The following is a 20,301-nucleotide window of genomic DNA, read 5'->3' as shown; positions in this document are numbered from 1 at the left end:
AGCCACAAAGATGGTTGCCGCCGAAAGCGACGCGCACTGGCTGCTCCCCTTTATGCCTTCGTGCCTTTGTGCGAGTAAAAAAGCGACCGCCGGTCACCAGACCGCCGCCGGTTTCGAGAAGGTTTCGCGCAAAGACGCAAAGGCGCAAAGAGGAAGCTACCTCTTTGCGCCTTTGCGTCTTTGCGCGAAACGAAAATGGCGCTGCGCGCGGAGCCATGCCCCGCGCGGACGGGTTACGCCGCGCCGGTCGCCTTGGGCGTCGCGGGGTCGGCGCCCCATTCGGTCCAGCTGCCGTCATAGACCGCGACATCGTCCTTGCCGAGCAGGTGCGCCCCGAACGCCACGACGGTCGCGGTCATGCCGCTGCCGCAGGTGGTCACCAGCGGCTTGTCGAGGTCGATCCCCGCGGCGTCGAATGCCGCCTTCAGCTCGTCGCCGCGCTTCCAGGTGCCGTCGGCGTTGAACAATTCGCCATAAGGCAGGCTCTTCGAACCGGGGATATGCCCGGGCGCGACGCCGGGGCGCGGATCGCGCTCTTCGCCGGTGAAACGCGCCGCCGAGCGCGCGTCGACCAGCTGTTCGGCGGCGCTGCCGACGTTCGCGAGCACTTCGTCCTTGGTGCGCACCGCCTTCGCGTCGCGCCACACGGTGAAGTGGCGGTGGCGCAAAGTCTGCTTGCCCATTTCGAGCGGGCGGCCCTCGGCCTTCCACTTGGCGAGCCCGCCGTCGAGCAACGCGACGTCGTGCGCACCGAACAGCTTCAGGAGCCACCACGCGCGCGCCGCGCTTTTCAGCGGGCTGTCGTCGTAGAGCACGATGCGGCTGCCGTCGCCGAGGCCGAGCGACTGCATACGGCTCGCAAATTTCTCGGCCGGCGGCGCCATATTGTCGATGCTGCTGTTCGCGTCGGTCAGCTCGGCCAAGTCCATGAATACCGCGCCCGGAATGTGGCCCGCCTCATATTCGCCGCGCGCGTCGCGGTCGGCCTCCAGGAATTTCGTCGCATCGACCACCCGCAGGTCCGATGCCCCCAGTTCGCGTTCCAGCCAGTCGGTTGAGACCAAGGCGTCCATGTCATGCTCCTGTTACGACCCGGCGGCGGACCTGTGCCTGTCCCCTCGCCAGCCAACCTGCTCTTTTCCGGGGAACGGCAAGCCTATGCCCCCACCGGCGCCTTTTCAAGCGCCGAGGCGTCCTGCCCCAGCCGATGCTGCACTGCAACAGAAAAGCGTGACGCCGCAGTGACGGCGCTATTGGCTGCGGCGGACCGCCGTGGCGCGCGCGCCGGGGTGGTCGACGGCATAGGAGGCGCGGTCGAGCGGGAGCGGCACGAGCTTCGCGCTGCCGCTCGTCCCCTGTTCGCGGCCGAGCACGAAACTGCCCGCGACCTGGCCGAAGGCGTCGGGATCGTCGCCCTCCCAATGATAGGTGACGTCGAACGCCATCACGGGGACGAGCATCGGCTTGCCGCCGATCATCAGCGGCTCGACGATCGCGCGCGGCAGCATCGCCTCGGTGGTCAAAGACTCGCCCGCGCCGGCCTTCAATTCCATATCGTCGCGCAGCACGCTGCCCCCCGCGCCGTCGAAGAAGCGCGCGAGCACCGGCTCGGGCATCGCCGACCCCTGGTTGAGAGCGATGCGCACCATCAGCCCGGTCGCGGCGGCCGATCCCTGGTTGGCGAGGTTGAGCGCGAAACCCACCGCGACATGCTCGGGGGTCATGCGGATCGAAACCACGTCGAGCGCGATCGACACGAGCGCCCGATTCTCGGCCGCCGGGCGGGTGACGAGCGGCGACGGCGCGCGCTGGCCGGCGGCGACCGCGCCTTCGAGCACGGGCTGGCGCGCGGGGGCGGCAGGGGCCGGCTGCGGGCGCGGCGACGGCGGCGTGGTCGCGCGCGGTGCGGGCTGCGGTGCGGGAATCGGCCGCGGCGGCGGGGGCGCCGCAGGCTGTACGGGCTCGACCGGCGGACCGTCCGCCATCACGGGCCGGCGGCGCCAATACCAGTATCCGGCCCCACCCGCCGCTAGCAGCGCGAGCAGCCAGGTCCAGATCGGCATCCCCGAATCGGGGGTGGGCGCGGTGGTTGTATCGCGCACCGGCGCGTCATCGACCGGCGGCTCGCTCGCGCCCGTCGTACCCGGCAGGCTCAGCCCCGGCGCCGCATCGGTGGTAGCCGGCAGCGTATCGGCGGGCGTGGCTTCCGTCGGCGCCGCGGCGCGCGGCGCGGCGGAGGAAGCGGTATCGCGCGGCGCCGGGGCAGTGGCGGCGGCGCCCGCGGTCGTCGGTGCGGAGGGCCGAGGCTGCGCCGGCGCCTGCACCTGCGGCTGGGTCGGGGTGACGCGCGGCGGCGTGGGCGTGGGGGTCGGTGTCGGGCGCGTCTCGCCCGGGCCGACCGGCGCCAGGCCGTTGTTCGACGGCCCCTGCACGCCGGGCGCGCGACCGTCATTCTCGGGCGCGGGGGGCAGGCGGAAGTCGATCGGGCGGACGGGCGCCGGATTTTCGGCCTGCTGCGCGATTCCGGGCACGGCAAGCCCCGCCGCCACCGCGATCGCCAGCGCCGCCCGTGCGCTGCCCGTCATCCCGAAATGCCTGTCCGTCATTATACCTGTGCGATCCCGATCGTCTGTTTCGCGCCCGATCCGCTGAATTGGCGCTGAATGAACCCCGGCCATCGACGGATGACAGCGGCCGCGCGCGTCCCTAGATGGTTTCCATGAGTGATTCCACCCCTCCGCCGCTCGCGCCCAAACATCTCGGCCAATCGAGCGAACTGCCCGTCTCACCCGAAGCGGCGCTGCTCGACTATGTGCCCAACCCGCGCGCGGGCGAACTCTACCTCGTCCGCTTCGCCGCGCCCGAGTTCACGTCGCTGTGCCCGGTGACCGGCCAGCCCGATTTCGCGCATCTGGTGATCGACTATGCACCCGGCGACACGATCGTCGAATCAAAGAGCCTCAAGCTCTTCCTCGGCAGCTTCCGCAACCATGCCGGTTTCCACGAGGATTGCACCGTCGGCATCGGCCGCCGCCTGTTCGACGAGATGCAGCCCAAATGGCTGCGCATCGGCGGTTACTGGTATCCGCGCGGCGGCATCCCGATCGACGTCTTCTGGCAATCGGGCGCGCCGCCCGAGGGCTTGTGGCTCCCCGACCAGGGGGTCGCGCCCTACCGCGGGCGCGGTTAGGCGCCCGCGAGCAACCGAAGACCGTGCCTATCCGCAGCAGGGCTGCCGGTTTCCGTCCGCCATCTCGTCGGCGTCGGGTTCGGGGCTGACCAGCGGCAGCGGCGCCGGCGGCGCGGTCGTCGCGGTGACCAGCCCGGCGAATCTCGTCCACGGGAACTGCCTGCCCGGGTCGGCGCGCCGGCTCGGATCGACCGAGGCGTGCGAGAAGACCCAGCGCAGATTGGGATATTTCGCCCAGCAATAGCGGACGATGTCGGCGGTCGCCGCGACCTGCCAGTCCGAATAGGGATCGGTGTAATTGTCGAGATCCTGCCGGTTCACGATCTCGATCCCCAGCGTCCAGTGGTTGATCAGCGCCGCGCCGCCGTTGATCGCCGCGTGCGACTTGTCGTCGCGTACGTGCCGCGCCGCGCGCGCCTCATAGACCGAAGCGATGACCTTCCGGCCATGCTCGGCCTCGCGCTCGGCGGGGACGATCCAGTGCGCCGATGCGTTCGCGGCGGTGCGCCAATGCTGCAACGCGCCGCCCGAGGTGCTCCCCGCCGTCGCGTGGATCACCACGCCCTTGATCCCGAGCACGGGGTCGAACCGCCGCTTGCTCGCGCGGTTGGCGTTGAACCAGTCGATGTCGTGGACCACCGTTTCCGCGACCGTGCTGCGCGGCGGCCGGGTCTTTCCATTCAGATCCAGAATATAGGTTTCGGGATTCGCCATGATGCCCCCCTGTTCCCCGACCCCGTGGCGAGTCGGCGGCCGCGATGATCGCCCGGCGACGCGTCGCTGTATTGGATCGAAACGTCACGGCATGCGCCGGCGTTTTTCATCTTCCCGTCACACTTTGTTGACATTAGTGTCAACGATATGACCTCAGCCTCGCTCCCGCACGATCACGCCATCGCCGTCGGCGCCGACCAGATCGACTTCATGGGGCACGTCAACAACGCCCATTATCTGAGCTGGGTGCAGGACGCGGTGCTGTCGCACTGGCGCCATATCGCGCCGCCCGACGCGGTCGCGGCGCATCTGTGGGTCGCGCTGAAGCACGAGATTACCTATCGCCGCCCCGCCTTCCTCGACGACCAGGTCATCGCGACGGTGATCCTCGAAAAGGTCCAGGGCGCGCGCGCCTTTTACGAAACGATCATCCGCCGCGGCGAGGAAGTGCTGGCCGAGGTCAAGTCGAGCTGGTGCTGCATCGACGCCGAAACGCTGCGCCCCGCGCGCCTCGCGAGCGAAGTCGTCGCGAAATTCTTCCCGAACGGAAAGCCCTGACCGCCGCTTGCAACGGCCGCTAAGCCGCCGCGAACCGGATCGGCAGCCGTTTGAGCCCGCCGACGAACACCGACTGCACCCGCGCCGGATCACCCGCGAGCTCGAGCGTCTTGATCCGCGGCAGCAGCTCCTCCATCAGGATCCGCATCTCCATCCGCGCCAGATGCTGCCCCAGGCACACATGCGCCCCGAAACCGAAGGCGATCTGCTGGTTCTTCGACCGGTCGGGGTCGAAGGCGAAGGGCGTATCGAACACCCCCTCGTCGCGGTTCGCCGAGACATAGTTGAGCATCAGCCAGTCGCCCGCGCGCACCTGCTGCCCGCCGATCTCGACATCCTCCTTCGCGCTACGCATGAAATGCTGCACCGGGGTGGTCCAGCGGATCGCTTCCTCGATCAGCCCCGCCTTGTCGCTGTCGGCGGCGCGGAAGCGTTCGAACAGCGCGGGATCCTTCGCCATCTCCATGATCGCGCCCGCGGTCGAGGCGCTCGTCGTGTCGTGCCCGGCGGTCGCGATGATCATATAATAGCCCGCGAGCTCGCGGTCGGGGATCTGCCCGCCGTCGATCGTCGCATTGGCGATCACCGTCGCGATATCCTCGCGCGGGTTGGCGCGGCGATCGGCAGTCAGGGCACCAAAATATTGTTCGAAATCGGCGATGACATAATGGAGCATCGCGATCGCCTGCTCGGCGCTGGTGATCGCCTCGCGGCTGCGATTGAGCTCGGGGTCGGTCGATCCGAACAATTGCTGCGTCAGCATCAGCATGCGCGGCTCGTCCTCGGGCGGCACCCCCAATATGTCCATGATCACGCGCAGCGGATAATGCGCCGCGACGTCGCGCGCGAAATCGCATTCGGGCCCCGCCGCGAGCATCGCATCGACCGTCTCGCGCGCCAGCGCACGGATGCGCTCTTCGACGATGCGCAAATTCTTCGGCATGAACCAGCTCTGGGTGAGCAGGCGATATTTCATATGATCGGGGGCATCCATCTGCACCAGCGAGCGGATCAGATGGCCGTCGCCCCCCGGCGTCGCGGCGCGCGCGATCGCCTCGCCGTCGCGGTTGGTCAGCACGGTCGGGCGGATGCCGTTCGCGAAGCGCTGCGGATCGCGGCTGATCGCCATGATGTCGGCGTGGCGCGTGACGAGCCAGAAGGGCTCGAACTCGGGATTCTCCGCGACCGCCAGCGGCGCATTGGCGCGCGCCCATGCGAGCTGTTCGTGAAGCCCGTCCCACTCGCCATAGGCGACGGGGTCGACGACGGCGGCGGCTACCTCTCCAGGCAATATCGGTTTTGTCATGAAACCAATGCTGCCGCGATTCGGGGGGCTTGTCGAGGGGTGACGCGGCGGCCCCGACTTTCAACACTCCGTCATTCCCGCGAAGGCGGAGATCCAGCTTTTTCCTTCTTTGCGTTCTTTGCGCCTTTGCGCCTTTGCGTGAAATTATTTTGAGTCACGCAAAGGCGCAAAGACCGCAAAGGGTCTTGGGATCAGCCGTCTGTGCTTGCTGGAGGATGGAGCAAGAAGCTGGATTCCCGCCTTCGCGGGAATGACGAGTGGCGTGAATGCGATTGGCTACTCCGCCGGCTGCGGCGCGCCCGCGGGCATCGCCTCAGCCCATTCGGCGCGCGCCTTGCGGATCATCGCCTTGAGCGCTGCCGCGCTGCGTTCCCAGGCGGCCGCACAATCCTTGGTCCACGCATCGCCCGCCGCGCTGCCCAGCTCCGCGACCGTCATGCCGATGAAGGCGTCATATTCGCCGATCGGCAGCACGCCATAGCTGCGGTGGGTGAACACCAGCTCGGCGACCAGCGGCCACACCCAGTCCGCCCCCTCCGCCAGCCCGAACATCATCTGCAGCGTCTCGTCGGTCATCCGCCGCGACGCGGCGTCGACCGAGATGAAGCTCGGCCGGCGCTCGGGGAAAGCCGCGAAGAAGCGCTCGAACAGCGGCAGGCGAATGTCGATGCCCGCATCGGCGACGGCCACCAGGCTCGCCTCCATCAGCGCGGCATCGGCGGCCGTCACTTGAAAAGGCTGCCCAAGATCCCGCGCATCAGCTGGCCGCCGAACTTGCCCGCGACCTGCCGCCCGAGGTTGGTCGCCGCCGAGCGCGCCGCCGATTGCACCATCTTCTCGGCAAAGCTGGGCTTCGCCGCCTCGCGCGCCGCGGCCTTTTCCTGCTGGAGCCGGACCTTCTCCTCGGCCACCTTGCGCTTCGCTTCTTCCCTCGCGGCGATGGCGGCCTGCTTGTCCGCCGCCTCCTGCGCCTTGGCCTCGACCGCGGCCGCCTGCGCCTGCTCGGCCTTGGCGGCGAGCAGTTCCTCGGCGCTCTCGCGGTCGACCGCGGTGTCATATTTGCCCTCGACCGGCGAGATCGACTTGATGATCGCGCGCTCCTTGGCGTCGAGCGGCCCGGCGCGCGAGCAGGGCGGCTTGATCAAAGTCCGCTCGACCGGCGACGGCGCACCGTCGGGCATCAGCAGCGAGACGAGCGCCTCGCCGACCTTGAGTTCGGTGATCTCGCGCGCGACGTCGACCTTGGGGTTGGGGCGGAAGGTCTCGGCGGCGGCCTTGACCGCCTTCTGGTCGCGCGGGGTGAAGGCGCGCAGCGCGTGCTGGACGCGGTTGCCGAGCTGGCCCGCGACATCCTCGGGAATGTCGATCGGGTTCTGCGTCACGAAATAGACCCCGACACCCTTCGAGCGGATCAGCCGCACGACCTGCTCGATCTTTTCGGCGAGCGCGGGCGGCGCGTCGTCGAACAGCAGATGCGCCTCGTCGAAGAAGAAGACGAGCTTGGGCTTGTCGGGGTCGCCGACCTCGGGAAGCGTCTCGAACATCTCGCTGAGCATCCAGAGCAGAAAGGTCGCATAGAGCTTCGGGCTCGCCATCAATTTGTCGGCGGCGAGGATGTTCACATAGCCGCGGCCATTCTCGTCATTCTGGATCATGTCCATGATATCGAGCGCGGGCTCGCCGAAGAAATTGGCGCCGCCCTGGCTTTCGAGCGTCAGCAGCTGGCGCTGGATCGTGCCCACCGTGGCCTTCGATACATTGCCGTATCTGGTCGTGAGCTCGTCGGCGTTCTCGGCGCACCACATCAGCATCGCCTGCAGGTCGCCCAGATCGAGCAGCAGCAGATTCTGCTCGTCGGCAATCCGGAAGGCGATCGCGAGCACACCCTCCTGTACCTCGTTCAGCCCCATCAGCCGCGCGAGCAGCAGCGGACCCATTTCGGAAATGGTGGTGCGCACCGGGTGCCCCTGCTCGCCGAACAGGTCCCAGAAGATCACCGGATTGTCGCGATACGCCCAGTCGCCGTCGCCGATCTCGGCGGCGCGCGCGGCGAAAATCGCGTGCATCTTCGACGTCGGGCTGCCCGCCATCGCCATGCCGGCGAGGTCGCCCTTCACATCGGCGACGAACACCGGCACGCCGGCGGCGGAGAAACCCTCGGCGAGCCCCTGCAGCGTCACCGTCTTGCCGGTCCCGGTCGCGCCCGCGATCAGCCCGTGGCGGTTCGCGCGCTTCAGCACCAGCGCCTGGCGCGGGCCCTCCGCCGCCCCGCCGCCGCCGAGCCCGATATAGATTTCGCTCGCTGCGCTACCGTCGCTCACCCGCTGTCCTTTCGCTGGCCCAAGTCCGCCTCCGGTCTAGAACGCGGCGAATGCACAGGCAATCGGCAACCGCGCCGATGGAAACGGCGAGCTTCGGCGGCGGACATCGATGAAGGCGCGATCTCGGCTGGCGGGGAGGCTATGCGTTTTGGGGGCGGTTGGCTAGGCTGTGGCCCGAGGTCGCGTCCACGCAACCTCATGACATTTCGCGTTGCGAAGCGGAAATGTCAGCCAAAATTTTGCCTCGGGGGAGGCGTATCGATGGGCGATGAAGCAAAGCGCAAATTCGACCGCGCCTTCAAGAGCTGGCAATTCCGCGTCAGCTTGGCGCTGGCATTGCCGATGATGGCCGGTGGCTTTCTGGCCTTTTCCCGAGAGTTTTTCTTCGGCCCCGCGGCACTCACGCAGCAGGGTTTCATCGCCGGGCAGATGGCGGCGCTGCCCTTCGGTGCCGCTGGTTTTATTGGCGGTGTCGGCATGTTCTGGGCAGTGCTGCGCCTTATGGGCGCCGACCGGGTGGTAGTGTGGTTGCGCCGCTTCCATCAACAGGAAGCTTCTCGGTTCCCCCTGCCCAAGATGATGACGATGGCCGGTGCCAGCAATTTCCAGGTCGTCACGATCCAGGATTCGCGCTTCAAATGGTCCTATGCAACTGGCTTGACCAGTTCGATAGGATGCCTGATCGGCCTATTGTTGGCGCTTTTAATCCCGATCGCAGTGCTCGCCATCATCATCGGCAGTCTGATCGTCGAATGGCTGCCGGGCGTCCGCGACTGGGGACAGGTAGGGCCAGGCATCGTCTTCCTCCTATCCTTCATGGCGGTACTGGCAGTGATCTATTATCCGCTGGCTGGCCTGATCGTCTGGCGACGGAGCTCGGTGAAGCTGCGCGGCGCCGCAGATGTTGCGCGGATCGATAGGTGGATGATGCGTGTCCAGTCGGGCATCGGTCACATTGTCCCGGGCCTGAAGATCTACCAGTGCGGCGACGAATTTTGGATGGATGCCGTCGAGCAGATGCTGCGGCGCTGCGACGCCGCGATCATCGACGTCAGCGATCTGAACGAGAATATGCGCTGGGAACTGGGCCAATGTGCCCAGCGCGTTTCGCCCTATAAGCTGGTGCTCGCCTACGGCGTAGCCCCGGAACATTTCCCCGCGGATCCGCCGGACTGGTTGTATGGCGAGATCGCCGCCATGGTGGGGCGCCAGACCGCCCAGAACGTAATCTGGATGCCCTACCCCGAACCGCTTCCCGTCACCAACGGCAAGCCTGTGATGTCCGAGGATTTGCAGCAAGAAGCCTGGGGTTTTGTTTCCGCTGCCGTCGACGCGGCTCTGGGCAGGCTCGCATACGACGACGACGAGGACGACGAGGAGCACTCGCCGAACCAGCCAAGCCCGGATCAGGTGCACAATGACATCTAGCTGTCCGGCAAGATGGTCTGTGGCGCACGAAGATGTCGGGCGCGCCGCGAAGCGGCTCCTTCATCGAATGCTGCGGCATGACGCGGCGACGATGAAAACGCGACCCTGCGGCCGCGAGCCAGCCTCTTCATGTCTTTGCGCCTTTGCGCGAAACAAATTTCCGACGCACGCGCAGTCGCGACCCGTGTGGACTGGTGCGCCCCTCCCGCCCACCGTCTGTAGCCAGTCGGACCAGGCCCTTCCCGTCCGCCCCAGCCAACGCACTCTGATCTAAAACTCGAACCCCCGCTGCGCGGGCGCCTCCCCAATCACCTGCGAAACCACCCCTTCGAGCTCAAGCATCGCAGCCTTCGACTGCGAGCCGCCCGGCGCCGAGAATCCGCCGATCCGCCCGCCCGCGGCGGTGACGCGGTGGCAGGGAACGATCAGCGGGACGGGGTTGCGCGCCATCGCCTGGCCGACGTCGCGCGCATATTCGGGGCCCTGCCCGAGCGCCTGCGCGATCGCGCCATAGGTCGTCGTCTCTCCCCAGCCGAGCGCGCGCACGATGCGGTAGATGTCGGCGAAGGCGGGATCCTGCACCGCCGGATCGACCGGGACGCTGGCGAAGTCGACGCGCTCGCCCGCAAAATAGCGGACCGCCGCAGCGATCACCGCCTGCACCTCGCCCGGCGGTGCGACGCGCACCGCGCCGGGCAGGCGCTTCAGCAGCGCCCGCTCGGTCTCGCGCGCGCCGGGCGCGGGGAGGCGAAAGCTGGTGACGCCCACCCCGTTCCAGCCGATCGCGGCGACGCCCGCGGCGGTTTCGAACAGCTGGTAAAAGTCACGCGCCATCGCCCGGCCTCCCTATCGGCGTGTCCGATATGGGGCCGTCCATGGACGAAACCAAGCGGCCCCGCTCACCCCATGATGAAGGCGTTGAGCTTGTTGCCATCGGGGTCGCGGAAATAGCCCGCATAAAAGCCCTCGCCGCGCGGTCCCGGGGGGCCTTCGCACGTCCCGCCGTTCGCCAGCGCGAGGTCGTAGAGGCGGTGGACCTGTTCCTTGTCCTTCGCCTCGAGCGCGACCATCACGCCATTGCCGACGCTCGCCGCATTGCCGTCGAAGGGCTTGGTGAGGCCGATCCCCGCGGCGCCGGGCTTGCCCCAGGCGATGAAGGTGTCGAACTCCATCATCCGCGGCGTTTCCAGCTCGCCCGCGATCGCATCGTAGAACAACGCCGCCTTGGCGAGATCCTGCGTGCCCAGCGTTACATATCCGATCATCGTCTCTCTCCCGATTCGTTGAGAGAACATAATAGGAACAATGGATGCGCGAGGCAAAGAAAAACGTAAAAAGCCCCTCCCCTTCAGGGGAGGGGTTGGGGTGGGGGGCCAGAGGCTTTGTGCGAGACCTCGGCCCCCACCCGCTGCGACTAAGCCAGCAAACTGCCAAGTCTCGCTGCCCTCCCCTGAAGGGGAGGGTGAAGGCGGTTATTTCTTGAGCCGCAGCGCCACGTCGCCCGACGGCCCGCCGCGGCGCAGGATTTCGACCAGCACCGCGTCGCGGCCCGCCGCCTTGGTGTCGGCGACGACCTTGGCCAGCGCGTCGCTGGTCAGCACCGGGGTGCGATTGTTGCCCGCGCTCAGAACCACGTCGCCGCGGCGGATGCCCTTGCGGCCCGCGTCGCTGTTCGCCGAGACCGCGCCGATCACGAGGCCCTTGGTCCCCGCGTCGACGCCGACCGCGCGCGCGATGTCGGCGGTCAGCGGCAGCACCGACAGCCCCAGCTCGGTCTGGATCGCGGTGTCGGCGGCACCCGTGGGATCGTCGGGCAGCGCCTGTTCGTCCTCGGGGTCGAAGGCCGCGCCGGCGAGTTCCTCTTCGGGCGGGCGTTTGCCGACCACCACCTGGATCGTCATCGTCTTGCCGTCGCGGATCACCTCGAGCGGGATGCGCGTCCCCGGTTTGACCCGGGCTACGATGTAGGACAAAGTCTGCTGCGGCGTCACGTCCTTGCCGTCGACCTTGGTCACGACATCGCCGCGCTTCAGCCCCGCCTTTTCGCCCGCCTGACCCGGTTCGAGGCGGCCGATGCGCTCGCCGCGGTCCTTGGGCAGGCCCAGCGCCGCGGCCATATCCTCGTCGACCGGCGTGATGCCGATGCCGAGGTAACCGCGCTCGACCGCCTGGCCGGCTTTCAGCGCGTCGATCACCGGGATCGCGGCATCGGCGGGAATCGCGAAATTGACGCCGATATTGGCGCCGACGGGCGAGATCAGCATGTTGTTGATGCCGACGACATTGCCCTGCAGGTCGAATAAAGGACCGCCCGAATTGCCGCGGTTGATCGCGGTATCGGTCTGGATATAGCGATCATAAGCGCCGCCCTGGCCCAGGTTGCGCTGCACCGCCGAGATGATGCCCGCGGTCACCGTCGAGCCGAGGCCCAGCGGATTGCCGATCGCGACGACCCAGTCGCCGACGCGCGCGTCGCTGCCCGTTGCGAATTTCACGAAGGGCAGCCCCGTCGCCTCGATCTTGAGCAGCGCCAGATCCGACGCGACGTCGCGCCCGACGATCTTCGCCTTATATTCCTTGCGGTTGGTGAGCGTCACCGTCACCTCATTGACCGCCTCGCCGCGCGGGCCGCCCGAGATGACATGGTTGTTGGTGACGATATAGCCGTCGGCCGAGATCAGGAAGCCCGATCCGCCGCCCTGCTGTTCCTGCGTGATCGGCTCGCGCGTGCCCGCGAAGGGGTTGAGCCGGACGCCGAGCGTCACCTCCTGCTTGGTCGAGATATTGACCACCGCGGGCTGGAGCTGCTCGACCAGGTCGGCGAAGCTTTCGGGCGCGCCCGACCGGGGGACGACCTTGGCGATTTCGCTCGATTCATTCTGCGCGACCTGCGCGCCGACCGGGGACTGGGTGACCAGCGCCAGCGCCGTGCCACCCGCCAGCAAAGCCGAAGTGATGCCATAAACATAACGCACGATCGAAATTCCTCTTCTGTACTTAAAACGCTCACCCCGGCGGCGGTTGTCTGCTTCGCCGCGGCTGAACGGCGATTGAACATGAACGAAGCTTGCAGGCCCCGTTCATTCGCCGTGGAAAGCCGGTTCAGTCGCCGCGGAAACGGCGCAGATATTCATTGTCGGGCGACAGGATCACCGACGTCCCGCCCTGGTTGTTCTCGCCCAGGAAGGTCTGCTGATAGCTCTGCATCGCGCGATAGAAGTCATAGAATTCGGGATCCTTGCCAAAGCTTTCGGCATAGATGCGCGCCGCCTCGCCGTCGGCGTTACCGCGGATGATCGCCGCCTCCTTCTGCCCCTCGGCGCGGATCGCTGTCGCGACCTGCTGGCGCGCGGTGCGCATGCGGTTGAACGCCAGCTGCAGCGTCTCGCCCTCGGGCAGGTCGGCGCGCTTGATCCTGACGTCGATCACCTCGGCGCCATATTTGTTCGCCTCGCGGTTCAATGCGACCTGGATATTGTCCATCACCGCGCCGCGCTCGGGCGACAGCAAAGTCGCGAAGGTCCTTTTGCCGAGCTCGTTGCGCAGCGACGAGCCGAGGATCGTCGCCAACTGCTGCTGCAGCCGCTCCTCGGTACGGATCGCGGTGTACATGCGCACCGGGTTGGTGATGCGGAAGCGCGCGAAGGCGTCGACCTGCAGCCTTTGCTGGTCGGTCGACAGCACCTGCTGGCGCTCCATGTTCACGCCCAGCACGCGCTTGTCGATATACTGGATGCCGTCGGTGAACGGCACGCGCACCAGCAGCCCGGCACCCGAGCGGCCGAACTGCTCGCCCGGACGATAGATATTCTTGGTGCGCTCGATCTCGCCGAAGCGCAGGACCAATGCCTGCTTGTCCTCGGGCACGATCGCCAGCGACTGCTGCAGGATGACGAGCAGGACGATGACGCCGATGAGCAGGCGCATCGGGCGCTGGGTCAGGTTCTCGAACATCACTGGCCTCCCTTCGGAGCGGGCGCAGGCGTGGCCGCGGGCTCCCGCATGCGGCGCTGCACTTCGGGAAGCGGCAGATAGGGGGTGACCCCGCGCGCCTCGACGATCGTCTTGTCGACGTTCGACAACACCCGTTCCATCGTTTCATAATAGAGCCGCTGGCGCGTCACCTGCGGCGACAGCTTGTACTGCTCGTAGATCTTGTCGAACGCCGCGGTCTGGCCGCGCGCGCCTTCCAGCACCTGCGCTTCATAGGCGCGCGCTTCGTTGATCGCCGATTCGCGCTGCTGCTGCGCGGCGGTCACCGCCTTGAACGCCTCATCGACCTCGCTCGGCGGGTCGACCTGGCGGATCGCGATGCCCTGGATCAGCACGCCGGCGCGATATTCGTTGAGCAGCGCCTGCATGCGCTGCTGCACCTGCGCCTCGATCTCGACGCGCCCCGGACCGATCGCATCGGTCAGGTTGAAATTGGCGACGGTGGCGCGCATCGACGTCTCGGCGACCTCGCGGATCGTGCCTTCGGGGTCGGCGAGCTGGAAAAAGAAGAGCTCGGGATCGCGCACCGACCAGCGCACTTCATAGGCGAGGTCGACCAGGCTCTGGTCGCGCGTCAGCACGAAATTCTCTTCGGTCGCGTTGGGCGAGCCGATCGGCATGGTGCGGATCGCGCGGACGTCCTCGAGGCGCATCGTCTCGATCGGCGCCGGCCAGGTGAATTTGACGCCCGGCCCGACGGTGCGCGAATAGCTGCCGAGCTGGACGACGACGCCTTCCTTTTCGGGCGGCACGATATGGACGGACGAAAAGACCGCCCAGATCGCGACGAGCGCGAGCACGCCCCATTTCCACAGCTTCGCCGAATCGCCCAGGTTCATGCGGCCGCCGCCGCCGCCGTCCCCGCCGCCGAAGCTGCCGCGGCCCTTGCGCAGCAGTTCGTCGAGCGCCGAGGGGCCGCGCGGCTTGCGCCCGCGGTTGATGTCGACCGGATCGGGGCTGACCCACGGGTTGCGCGGGCCGGGCTTCTTGCCGCCGCTATCGCCGCCGCCGTCGCCCCCACTGCCTTTGCCGCCGTCGTCGCCGCCCTTGGGTCCCCAGGGGTTGTTCGCCATCGCGGCGATCCGGCTCAAAAAATGCCGCACACCCGAAAGGGCGCGGCGCCCCATAACGTCGCTATTCTCGTTGCTCATAGGGCTTTTATAGGGAGGAGCGGCGCGATTAACAGGGGGTGCGCGCGAAAATGGCTGGCAATCATGCTCGCCGCGCCTATCTGCCACCGACATGACCGACACCGCTCCCCTCGCCAGCATCGCCACCGACCTTACGGGCGGCCGCACCTCGGGCCTGCGTTTCCTCGACGGCGAGGGTACGCTCGCGATCGTCCTCGACGTCACCGGCCTTGCCGAGGACGCACGCAAACCGCTCGAGGAAAAGCTTCGCGCTGGCCTGCTCGCCCGCCCCGGCGTGACCAGCGTCCGCGTCGCGATGACCGCCGAGCGCAAGGGAATGACCATCATCGCGGTGGGCAGCGGCAAGGGCGGGGTCGGAAAATCGACCCTAGCCGCCAATCTCGCGGTCGCGCTGCGCCGCCTCGGCGTGAAGGTCGGGCTCGTCGATGCCGATATCTACGGCCCGTCGCAGCCGCGGCTGATGGACAGCGAGGGCGTGAAGCCCGAGGCGCGCGGCTCGAAGCTCGCCCCCGTGCCCAACGCCTATGGCGTGCCGATGCTCTCGACCGGCCAGATTGCCGCGCCCGGCCAGGCGATCGCCTGGCGCGGGCCGATGGCGGGCAAGGCGCTCGAACAGCTGGTCGACGCCAGCTGGGGCGACATCGACACGCTCGTCGTCGACCTGCCGCCGGGCACCGGCGACGTCCAGCTGACGATGATCCAGAAGCACAAGCCCGCGGGCGCGATCATCATCTCGACCCCGCAGGATCTGGCGCTGATGGACGCGACGCGCGCGATCGCCTTCTTCGAACAGGCCGACGTGCCGCTGATCGGGCTGGTCGAGAATATGGCGGGTTACGCCTGTCCGCATTGCGGCGAGACCAGCGATCCGTTCGGCAGCGGCGGCGCCGAGGCGGCGGCGAAGGTGATGGGGCTCGATTTCCTCGGCCGCGTGCCGCTGTCGATGGGCATCCGCCTCGCCAGCGACGGCGGCGTGCCGCCCGCGGCCGGAACCGATCCGCTGGGCGCGCCGTTCCACGCGATAGCGGCGAAGGTCGCCGAATGGCTCGCGGCACGAAAGGACCCATGATGGCGATCAACGACGACGATGAAATCCAGGGCCTGCTCGGCCAACCCCGCCGCATCGCCGTCGTCGGCGCCTCGCCCAACCCCGCGCGCCCCTCGAACGGCGTGCTCGCCTTCCTCGTCGCGCAGGGCCATGACGTGATCGCGGTGAACCCCGGTCATGCCGGCACCACGATCCACGGCGCGCCCGTCGTCGCGAACCTCGCCAATGTCGAGCCCCCCGCCGAGATCGTCGACATCTTCCGCAGCAGCGATGCGGCCGGCGCCGCGGTCGACGAGGCGATCGTGCATGGCGCGAAGGCGGTGTGGCTACAGATCGGGGTGATCGACGAGGCCGCGGCGAAGCGCGCCGCGGCCGCAGGGCTGACGGTGGTGATGGACCGCTGCCCCAAGATCGAAATCCCGCGGCTGGGGCTGCTGCGCTGATCGAGCGGCGCTGAATTTTGTACCGAATATTTTGGCGATCATATCGCAAACGCACGCGCCGACGACGGGATTGGGGTGGAGAGCGGACCTAAAACCCCTCCTCTTCAGAGGAGGGGGTGAGGAAGGTCCGCTCCCGCCCGAAACCGGACGCTACCTGGATTTCGGACGTGATTTCCGACAATAAGGGCGTCTCATGAAGAACGCCCTCCCCTTCCTCGCCGCCGCCACGCTCGCCGGCTGCGCCGCCACCCCCGCCCCCGCCGACCCGCAAGACGCCTTCTTCGCCGCGCTCACCGCGCGCTGCGGCCAGGCCTATGCCGGGCGGATCGAGACGAGCGACGCCGCCGACGCGGCGATGCAGGGCAAGGCGATGGTGATGCACATCCGCCGCTGCACCCCCGATCGCATCGAAATCCCCTTCCACATCGACGGCCTCGGCCCCAAGGGCGGCTGGGACCGCTCGCGCACCTGGGTCGTCACGCGCACGGCGGGCGGCCTCCGCCTCAAGCACGACCATCGCCACGCCGACGGCCAGCCCGACGAGGTCACGATGTACGGCGGCGACACCACCACGCCCGGCACCGCGACGCGGCAGGAGTTCCCGGTCGACGCCGAATCGATCGCGCTCTTCACCCGCACCGGGCGCAGCGTATCGAATACGAACGTCTGGGCGATTGAAGCGACCCCGCTGGGTTTTGCCTATGAGCTGAAACGCGAAGGCCGCCACTTCCGCGTCACCTTCGCGTGGAACCGTCCGGTGAACCCGCCGCCGCCCGCGCCGTGGGGGTGGTGATCTTCCCCTCCCTGCAAGGGAGGGGAGTCCCCAAAAGCCTTTGCCTCGCCGACTCCCCCCGCCTATCAGCATCCCCGATGGCGGGCATTCGCGACAGCATCGACCTGAAGAAGCGGCGCCTGCCGCACATCGGCCGCCGCTCGCTGCTCGTCGGCGCGACCGCCGCGGGCGGGCTCGCGCTTGCGTGGAGCATCTGGCCGCGCGACTATGCGCCCAACCTCACCGCCGCCGAGGGCGAGCATATCTTCAACGCTTTCCTCAAGATCGGCGACGACGGCCATGTCAGCGTCGTCGTCCCGCAGTGCGAGATGGGGCAGGGCGTCACCACCCTGCTGCCGCAGATCATCGCCGACGAGCTCGGCGCCGACTGGCGCACCATCGCGGTCGAGACCGCGCCGATCAGCCCGCTCTACACCAACACCTTGCTGGTCGACGAGGATAGCGCGACCTTCACCCCGCGTTCGATGGTGCCCGATTTCGTGTCCGACGTGCGCAGCTGGGCGCGGCGCGAATGGGCGGTGCGCCACGCGGTGATGCTCACCGCCAACAGCTCGTCGGTGCGCATGTTCGAACGCCCGTGCCGCGACGCCGCGGCGCAGGCGCGCGCCCTGCTGATGATGGCCGCCGCGCGCCGCTGGGACGCGAATTGGGAGGAGTGCGACACCGCCAACGGCTTCGTCACCCTGGGCGCGAAGAAGCTCCGCTTCGCCGAGGTCGCCGCCGCCGCCGCCTTGCTCGAACCGCCCGCCGAGCCCGTCTATCGCGCGGCGAGCGTCGACCCGCTCTACGGCCAGGAACTCACGCGCCTCGACCTGCCCGCCAAGGTCGACGGCTCGGCCAATTACGCCGGCGACATCCGCCTGCCCGACATGGTCTTCGCGTCGATCCGCCAGGGCCCGCTCGGCGCGACGCGGCTGAAAAGCATAAATCGCAAGGCGGGGCTCGCCGCGCCGGGCATGCTCTATGTCGTCGAGCAGGCGCATTGGGTCGCCGCGGTCGCGCGCAACTGGTGGGCCGCGAACCGCGCGCTCGACATATTCGCGCCCGTCTTCGAGACCGCGGGCACGCCGATCTCGTCGGACGGCATCGACAAGGCGCTGAAGGCCGCGCTCAAGGCCGACGGCCACCGCATCGTCAAGCGCGGCGACGTGAGCGAGGCGATGGAAGGCCGCGCGAGCATCGGCGCGACTTACGCCGTCGCCCCGGCGCTCCACGCCCCGATCGAGACGCGCACCGCGACCGCGGCGCCCGACGGCGCGCGGCTGCGAATCTGGACCGCGACGCAGGCGCCCGCGCAGTGCCGCGCCGCGATCGCCGCCGCAACGGGGCTCGCCGAGAACGACGTCGTGCTTTTCCCGATGATGGCGGGCGGCTCGTTCGACGCCTGCCTCGACCATAGCGTCGCGGTGCAGGCGGCGCTGATCGCGCGCGCGATCAAGCGCCCCGTCCAGCTCGCCTGGTCGCGCGCCGAGGAGATCATGCGCGACATCCCCCGCCCCCCGGCGCGCGCGCGCATGGTCGCGACGCTCAACGCCGCGGGCGGCATCGACGCGCTCGTCGCGCGCATCGCGGTCCCCTCGACCACCCACGAGTTTCGCGACCGGCTGTTCGGCAATACCGCCCCCGACATCGCGCAGCGCGCCGCCGCGGGCGCCTCCGACGCCGCCGCGGTCGAGGGCGCGGCGAGCGCCTATGCCATCCCCCACCTCGCGGTCGATCATTGCCCCGCCGACATCGGACTGCCGACCGGGCGCTGGCGCGGCAACGCCGACAGCTACACCGCCTTCTTCACCGAATCTTTCGTCGACGAAATGGCGACGAAGGCCGGGCTCGACGCGCTCTCCTATCGCATGGCGATGCTCGGGCAGCAGCCTTTGCTCGCGCGCTGCCTGCTCACCGCGACCAGCATCGGCGGGTGGGAGGGCATGCTCTCGGGCTCGGCGCAGGGGCTCGCGTGCCACAGCATGCGCGGCAGCCACATCGCGCTGATGGCGACCGCGCGGCCGAGCGAAAAGGGGCTGCAGGTCGAACAACTCGTCGCGGTGGTCGACGCCGGACGCCTGGTCAATCCGGCGATCGCGCGCCAGCAGGTCGAGGGCGGGCTGATCTTCGGCCTCGCCGCCGCGGTCGGCGCGACCACCGACTATGCGGGCGGCGTCGCGACCGCGCGCAAGCTCGGCCAGCTCGGCCTCCCCCGCCTGTCGCAATCGCCCGAGATCGTCGTCGAGTTCGTCGAGAGCGACCGCGACCCCGGCGGGCTCGGCGAGATCGGCGTCCCCGTCGTCGCCCCCGCGATCGCCAACGCGCTCTACGCCGCGACCGGCCGCCGCATCCGCCGCATCCCGCTCGCCGCCGAGCTCGCATGAGCGACGTCGGCGTCCTGCTCGTCAACCTCGGCACCCCCGACGCCCCCGACGCGCCGTCGGTGCGCCGCTACCTCGCCGAATTCCTCTCCGACCGCCGCGTCGTCGAAATCCCGCCGCTGCTGTGGCAGCCGATCCTGCGCGGCGTCATCCTCACCACGCGCCCCAGGCAATCGGCGCACGCCTATAGCCAGGTGTGGACCGACGAAGGCTCGCCGCTCGCCGCGATCACCCGGCGCCAGGCGGCGGCGCTGCAGGCCGCGCTCGGCCCCGACATCCGCGTCGAGCATGCGATGCGCTACGGCCGGCCCGCGATTCCCGCGACGCTCGATGCGCTCTTCGCCGCCGGCTGCCGCCGCATCCTGATCGCCCCGCTCTACCCGCAATATTGCGCCGCCACGACCGCGACCGTCACCGACGCGGTGAACGCCCACCTCGCCAAATTGCGCTGGCAGCCGAGCCTCCGCTTCCTGCCCCCCTATCCGGTCGACCCGCTCTATATCGGCGCGCTCAAGGCCTCGATCGAAGCAGGCCTCGCCGCGCTCGACTTCGCCCCCGACGTGCTGCTCGCGAGCTTCCACGGCATGCCCGAGCGCACGCGCGCGCTCGGCGACCCCTATCACGACCAGTGCCGCGCGACCGCCGCGCGCCTCGCCGAGGCGCTCGGCCGCCCGGTGGAAGTCGCTTTCCAGTCGCGCTTCGGCCGCGCCAAATGGCTCGAACCCGCGACCGACGCCACGCTCGAACGGCTCGGCCGCGAAGGCAAGACGGTCACGATCTTCGCCCCCGGCTTCGCCGCCGACTGCCTCGAAACGCTCGAGGAACTCGCGATCCGCGGCAAGGAACAGTTCGAAAACGCGGGCGGCAATAATTTCGCCTGTCTCCCCTGCCTGAACGACGGCGCCCCCGGCCTCGCGATGCTCGAAGCCCTTGCCCGCCGCGAGCTCGCCGGCTGGCTCTGACGGGCAATCGCTTACCTCCTGTTTAACCTCT

19 protein-coding genes are annotated in these 20,301 nt (G+C 68.4%); 8 read left to right on the top strand and 11 right to left on the bottom strand.

Features of this window, described 5'->3' with window-relative positions; all coding sequences use genetic code 11:
- Positions 1-233: 233 nt before the first annotated feature.
- Positions 234-1,073 (bottom strand): 3-mercaptopyruvate sulfurtransferase, encoded by an 840-nt coding sequence (sseA, locus tag AC1RNQ_RS14390; protein WP_493172017.1) that lies wholly within the window; start codon positions 1,071-1,073, stop codon positions 234-236.
- Between the two features lie 177 nt (positions 1,074-1,250).
- Positions 1,251-2,606, bottom strand: a complete 1,356-nt coding sequence (locus tag AC1RNQ_RS14385) for a hypothetical protein (protein WP_493172015.1) — start codon at positions 2,604-2,606, stop codon at positions 1,251-1,253.
- 113 nt (positions 2,607-2,719) lie between these two features.
- Between AC1RNQ_RS14385 and queF the strand changes: the two genes are divergently transcribed.
- Entirely contained in the window at positions 2,720-3,190 is a 471-nt protein-coding gene (gene queF, locus AC1RNQ_RS14380) for a preQ(1) synthase (RefSeq protein WP_493172014.1), read from the top strand.
- A gap of 27 nt (positions 3,191-3,217) precedes the next feature.
- On the opposite strand, the gene AC1RNQ_RS14375 is transcribed toward queF, so the two are convergent.
- A complete protein-coding gene (locus AC1RNQ_RS14375; protein ID WP_493172012.1) occupies positions 3,218-3,904 on the bottom strand; it encodes an N-acetylmuramoyl-L-alanine amidase in 687 nt (228 codons plus the stop codon).
- Positions 3,905-4,051: 147 nt separating this feature from the next.
- Between AC1RNQ_RS14375 and AC1RNQ_RS14370 the strand changes: the two genes are divergently transcribed.
- Complete coding sequence (locus AC1RNQ_RS14370; RefSeq protein ID WP_493172010.1) at positions 4,052-4,462, top strand: acyl-CoA thioesterase; 411 nt, start codon at positions 4,052-4,054, stop codon at positions 4,460-4,462.
- 19 nt (positions 4,463-4,481) lie between these two features.
- Here the strand turns inward: AC1RNQ_RS14370 and AC1RNQ_RS14365 are convergent, their stop codons facing one another.
- The 3 genes from AC1RNQ_RS14365 to AC1RNQ_RS14355 all read right to left on the bottom strand — a co-directional run bounded on the left by AC1RNQ_RS14365 (position 4,482) and on the right by AC1RNQ_RS14355 (position 8,089).
- Positions 4,482-5,768, bottom strand: a complete 1,287-nt coding sequence (locus AC1RNQ_RS14365) for a cytochrome P450 (RefSeq protein ID WP_493172008.1) — start codon at positions 5,766-5,768, stop codon at positions 4,482-4,484.
- 276 nt (positions 5,769-6,044) lie between these two features.
- The gene (locus tag AC1RNQ_RS14360; RefSeq protein ID WP_493172006.1) at positions 6,045-6,497 is read right to left on the bottom strand and encodes a hypothetical protein; all 453 of its coding nucleotides are present in this window, start codon (positions 6,495-6,497) and stop codon (positions 6,045-6,047) included.
- A complete protein-coding gene (locus tag AC1RNQ_RS14355; protein WP_493172004.1) occupies positions 6,494-8,089 on the bottom strand; it encodes a helicase HerA-like domain-containing protein in 1,596 nt (531 codons plus the stop codon). The genes AC1RNQ_RS14360 and AC1RNQ_RS14355 overlap by 4 nt, the downstream gene beginning before the upstream one ends.
- Before the next feature lie 261 nt (positions 8,090-8,350).
- Between AC1RNQ_RS14355 and AC1RNQ_RS14350 the strand changes: the two genes are divergently transcribed.
- Positions 8,351-9,517, top strand: coding sequence for a hypothetical protein (locus tag AC1RNQ_RS14350; RefSeq protein WP_493172002.1), 1,167 nt, complete (start codon positions 8,351-8,353; stop codon positions 9,515-9,517).
- 270 nt (positions 9,518-9,787) lie between these two features.
- Here the strand turns inward: AC1RNQ_RS14350 and AC1RNQ_RS14345 are convergent, their stop codons facing one another.
- The 5 genes from AC1RNQ_RS14345 to hflK all read right to left on the bottom strand — a co-directional run bounded on the left by AC1RNQ_RS14345 (position 9,788) and on the right by hflK (position 14,661).
- Entirely contained in the window at positions 9,788-10,351 is a 564-nt protein-coding gene (locus AC1RNQ_RS14345; protein ID WP_493172000.1) for a methylated-DNA--[protein]-cysteine S-methyltransferase, read from the bottom strand.
- A 65-nt stretch (positions 10,352-10,416) separates the two neighbouring features.
- Complete coding sequence (locus AC1RNQ_RS14340; protein WP_493171998.1) at positions 10,417-10,782, bottom strand: VOC family protein; 366 nt, start codon at positions 10,780-10,782, stop codon at positions 10,417-10,419.
- Positions 10,783-10,989: 207 nt separating this feature from the next.
- Complete coding sequence (locus AC1RNQ_RS14335; RefSeq protein ID WP_493171996.1) at positions 10,990-12,492, bottom strand: trypsin-like peptidase domain-containing protein; 1,503 nt, start codon at positions 12,490-12,492, stop codon at positions 10,990-10,992.
- Between the two features lie 127 nt (positions 12,493-12,619).
- Entirely contained in the window at positions 12,620-13,471 is an 852-nt protein-coding gene (gene hflC, locus AC1RNQ_RS14330) for a protease modulator HflC (protein ID WP_493171994.1), read from the bottom strand.
- Positions 13,471-14,661: a protease modulator HflK gene (gene hflK / locus AC1RNQ_RS14325; protein ID WP_493171992.1), complete on the bottom strand. Its 1,191-nt coding sequence runs from the start codon at positions 14,659-14,661 to the stop codon at positions 13,471-13,473. Before hflK ends, hflC begins: the two co-directional genes overlap by 1 nt.
- Before the next feature lie 91 nt (positions 14,662-14,752).
- Between hflK and AC1RNQ_RS14320 the strand changes: the two genes are divergently transcribed.
- The 5 genes from AC1RNQ_RS14320 (at position 14,753) to hemH (ending at position 20,270) form a co-directional block, all read left to right on the top strand.
- Entirely contained in the window at positions 14,753-15,730 is a 978-nt protein-coding gene (locus AC1RNQ_RS14320; protein WP_493171990.1) for an Mrp/NBP35 family ATP-binding protein, read from the top strand.
- On the top strand, positions 15,730-16,152 hold the full coding sequence (locus tag AC1RNQ_RS14315; protein ID WP_493171988.1) for a CoA-binding protein: 423 nt from the start codon (positions 15,730-15,732) through the stop codon (positions 16,150-16,152). Before AC1RNQ_RS14320 ends, AC1RNQ_RS14315 begins: the two co-directional genes overlap by 1 nt.
- Before the next feature lie 193 nt (positions 16,153-16,345).
- The gene (locus tag AC1RNQ_RS14310; protein ID WP_493171987.1) at positions 16,346-16,945 is read left to right on the top strand and encodes a hypothetical protein; all 600 of its coding nucleotides are present in this window, start codon (positions 16,346-16,348) and stop codon (positions 16,943-16,945) included.
- 77 nt (positions 16,946-17,022) lie between these two features.
- Positions 17,023-19,311: a xanthine dehydrogenase family protein molybdopterin-binding subunit gene (locus AC1RNQ_RS14305; RefSeq protein ID WP_493171984.1), complete on the top strand. Its 2,289-nt coding sequence runs from the start codon at positions 17,023-17,025 to the stop codon at positions 19,309-19,311.
- Positions 19,308-20,270: a ferrochelatase gene (gene hemH, locus AC1RNQ_RS14300; RefSeq protein ID WP_493171982.1), complete on the top strand. Its 963-nt coding sequence runs from the start codon at positions 19,308-19,310 to the stop codon at positions 20,268-20,270. Before AC1RNQ_RS14305 ends, hemH begins: the two co-directional genes overlap by 4 nt.
- The last annotated feature ends 31 nt before the right edge of the window (positions 20,271-20,301 follow it).

The sequence above is a fragment of the Sphingopyxis sp. GW821-FHT12F08 genome (assembly GCF_058806755.1).
Note: the sequence above shows the minus strand (reverse complement) of the source record. Positions and strands in the feature narration are given on the sequence as shown.